Below are 3,956 nucleotides of genomic sequence, written 5' to 3'. Positions count from 1 at the left end.
GATAAGGGGTTTCGAGTTACCAAATATTTCCGAAACAGCGGTCAGCTGTCCCGAACGATGGACTTGAGTTCGCCGACGATTTCGGGGTTCCGGAGCGTCGAGGTGTCGCCGAACTCCTCACCGTTTGCGATGTTTTCGAGGAAGCGCCGCATAATCTTCCCCGACCGCGTCTTCGGGAGGTCAGGAGTGAAAACGATAGCATCCGGGGTAGCAATTCGGCCGATGCGCTCGCGAACGTGTGAGGAGATTCGTTCACGCATCTGCTCGTCACCCGAGATAGCTGCCTCAAGCGTGACGTAGGCGTGAACGCCATCCGTTTCGGCGTTGTCTACGCTGACGACGGCTGCCTCGACGACACCTTCGACATCGACGATGGCGCTTTCGATTTCCATGGTGCCGAGGCGGTGGCCGGAAACGTTTATCACGTCGTCGACCCGCCCGAGGACGGTGATATAGCCGTTCTCGTCTACCTTCGCACCGTCACCGGTGAAGTAGTTCCACCCGTTCACGTCGACCTTCGAGGTACCCTCGCGACCCCACCGACGTCCATGTCGAAGTGCCACCGGCATTCCCGGCCACGGGCGGGTGAGGACGAGATACCCCGCCTCGTTCGGTGGAACCTCCTTCCCACTCCCATCCACGATTTTCGCGTCGATGCCCGGGAGCGGCGGGCCGGCCGACCCCGGCTTCATGGCGTCGACGCCCGGGAGGGTCGTAATCATCATGCCGCCGGTCTCAGTCTGCCACCACGTATCGACAATCGGGCACTCCCCGTTGCCGATGTGCTTGTAGTACCATTCCCACGCGCGCGGGTTGATAGGTTCGCCAACCGTCCCGAGCAGGCGAAGACTCGACAGGTCGTGCCGTGCGGGATACTCCGCACCCCACTTCATGAACGCACGAATCGCCGTTGGAGCCGTGTAGAAGACGTCGACGGCGTTGTGCTCGATGAGATTCCAGATGCGGTCTTTCTCCGGGTAGTTAGGCGTCCCCTCGTACATAACGGTCGTGGCACCGACCGCTAACGGGCCGTAGACGACGTACGAATGACCGCTAATCCACCCGATGTTTGCCGTCGAGAGGTACGTGTCCTCGGGTTTGAGGTCCAACACCGTCTGCGACGTCCACGTCACGTGAGCGAGATAGCCGCCGGTGACATGTTCGACCCGTTTCGGCTCACCCGTGGTACCCGAGGTGTGGATGAGAAAGAGAACGTCATCGGCCGCCCGCTCGACTGGTGGAACCTCCGAACCGGCGTGTTCGCCGACCAGTTCGTCGTACGTGTGCTGATTCTCTCCGAGGTGTTCGGCCTCGTCGAGATGCTCGACGATGACCATCTCGTCGAGGTCGTGAGCGGCCTTGAGGCGGGCGTCGTCGGCCTTGCTCTTCAGGAAGATAGCGTTCCCCCGACGGTAGTACCCGTCGCAGGTGACGAGGTACTCCGAGTCCGCGCTCTCGAGTCGGGTTGCGAGTGCATCCGCCGACAGCCCCGCGAAGACGACTGAGTGTGGTGCGCCGATGCGGGCACACGCAAGCATGGCGATGGGCAACTCCGGAATCATCGGCATGTAGAGGGTCACCACGTCGTCCTCCTCGACGCCCTGCGCACGAAGTGCGGCCGCGAACTCGTTGACCTCGCGGTAGAGGTCCTGATACGTGTAGGTTCGCGTCTCGCCGAGGTGGCCTTCCCACTTGATGGCTACCCGGTTCTTCGCTCCGGTTTCGATGTGCCGGTCCAAACAGTTGTAGGAGGCGTTCAGCGTCCCCCCAGCGAACCACTCGAAGGGTGGCTCATCATTCGGGAGGACACACTCGTACGGTTCGCTCCAATCGATTGTCGCCGCCGCATGTTCCCAACAGTCCGGCCACGTGTCACTGAACTCACCATAGATAGACCCGTCGGAGACGGTGGCCTGCTCGACGAACGACGTGGGAGGGTCAATTCGCCCGTGCTCGGCCATCCTCGTTTCGAAGTCCGGTCCCCCACCGTTCGACATGCACAAATCCAATCGCCCTCAGGACAAAAAACGTTCGTACTCCGGAACGATAGTAGCGTTTGCAACTGGTGACACATCCGAGCGCACGACAGCGGTCGAGCGAATGTGCAATGATTTGCAAACACTACTAGAGGTGCCGTTCAACAGAAATTCGAGAGAGCTGCCGGCCGCAAGAAGCAAGCACCAATTGTCCAATTGGTATTATTCACTATCTCCCACAGGACACACGAGATACAAATCTCTGGACCGCACTGGCAGCCCATAGAACGGCCCTCCACCTCACGCTCAATACCAGTGATATCAGCACGCTCGGCGACCATCTCAAGATTGACCTAGAGGAAGTCGCCTATACGAGGTCTGTTCAAGAATGATGATTCGTTGTGTTGTTTATGAGAGATGACGGAGCAGCGCTTCAGTTACTTCCTCACGCTCATGATGCACCCAATGTGAAGCACCAGGAAACATCCGTAGCTGACTGTTTTCACAGTAGTCGGCGCTCTTTTTGGCCATTGAGGGGAGAAGTGCGATGTCACCTTCTCCCCAACAAATCAGTGTCGGCTGGGTAACGGTGTTTCGTGGTGGGCTTTCCGAACGACGGAACCCACGATACCAGTTTACCCTCGGACCAACGCCGGTGTGCCGCCAGGCCGCGTGATAGCGGTCAATCGTTTCTTCGTCGAACGTTCCAGGGTTTGAAGTTACTTCAAGAGAAGCAACCATATTGTCCATATCGTTCCGACTCAACGCCCATTCGGGTAGCTTCGGTAACTGATAGAACCATACGTACCAGCTTCGGGCAATCTGTTGGGGACTAGATCGTAAGACGTTTCGATACACCGTTGGATGCGGGACATTGAAGATTCCGAGTCGATCGACGATGGATGGATGACGGAGTGCTACGTGCCAAGCGACGAATCCACCGAAGTCGTGCCCAACTACGTGGGCCGATTCCCGGCCCTCGCTGTGAATCAATTCACATACGTCAGAGGATAGTTCTGAGACCCGATAGGAATCGATTCCATTGGGAGCTTCGCTCAAATTACAGCCCCGCTGGTCCGGTACGACCACACGGAAGCCGGCTTCGACGAGCGAAATGATCTGGTCGCGCCAGCCGTACCAGAAATCGGGATGCCCGTGCAGTAAGACGACCAGTGGAGCGTCGGGTTCGCCTGCGGTGACGACGTGTAACTGAACATTATTGACGGTGCGATAGGTAGATTCAACACGGGGATCAGCAAGCAACGATGCATCAGTATTCGGGTGAGTTTTTGTATCAGTCATCAGTATTAGTTTGGACCTATAATCTCTACTCTTTACTGCTTGGTCGCCTCGACAATTGCCATTCCCGCGGTGGGACCGACACTCTGGCGCTGGATGCCGGAAAAACCGGCCGTCTGAAGCCACGAGGAAACTTCGTCGTGTTCGTAGACGTCTGCCCCGAGCGTCGTGTGGTAGGTTAGTGCGACGAACCGCAAGCCTGCACGGCTGACTGGCGTCCGTCCGCTTCCCTCCCACTGGTCGAGTACGACTATCCGTCCGCCCGGAGCGAGCGCGTTCCTCACCCGCTCGAAGAGGGCGGTGTTCTCAGCGGGACTGTGCGCGTGGATGACGTTGAAAAGCAGGGCCAGGTCGTATCCCTCACCGAGGTCGTCGGTCCAGTAGTCGCCTGTCCGGGTATCCAGACGCCCGACTATCTCGTCGGGGATGTCGTCCTGCATTGCGTCGATAGCGTCCGGGAAGTCGAAGATAGTGGCGGAGAGGTCAGGATGTCGTCGGCATAATTCCATGGCGTACAATCCCCGCCCACCGCCGACATCCAGCCGGCCGCCCCGCCCCCCCGGAACGGGCATCCCGCCGACAACGTCCGCCACGAAGATCGACGCCGCCGCCCCGGAGCCCTCCTGTGCCGGCCCCCCGCGAGCGGGGTCCTCGGCGCACCACCCCTAGAAGGACGCGGCC

General features: G+C 59.2%; 3 protein-coding genes. All 3 read right to left on the bottom strand.

The genetic code is table 11. The features are described from left to right. Window positions 1-41: 41 nt before the first annotated feature. Window positions 42-1,997: an acetate--CoA ligase gene (acs, locus tag QT222_RS04900; RefSeq protein WP_491476494.1), complete on the bottom strand. Its 1,956-nt coding sequence runs from the start codon at window positions 1,995-1,997 to the stop codon at window positions 42-44. 387 nt (window positions 1,998-2,384) lie between these two features. Further along, on the bottom strand, window positions 2,385-3,278 hold the full coding sequence (locus QT222_RS04895; protein ID WP_491476493.1) for an alpha/beta fold hydrolase: 894 nt from the start codon (window positions 3,276-3,278) through the stop codon (window positions 2,385-2,387). Window positions 3,279-3,310: 32 nt separating this feature from the next. Next, window positions 3,311-3,868: a methyltransferase gene (locus QT222_RS04890; protein WP_491476492.1), complete on the bottom strand. Its 558-nt coding sequence runs from the start codon at window positions 3,866-3,868 to the stop codon at window positions 3,311-3,313. Window positions 3,869-3,956: the final 88 nt, after the last annotated feature.

The sequence above is a fragment of the Haloferax sp. s1 genome (genome assembly GCF_058382125.1).
Note: the sequence above shows the minus strand (reverse complement) of the source record. Positions and strands in the feature narration are given on the sequence as shown.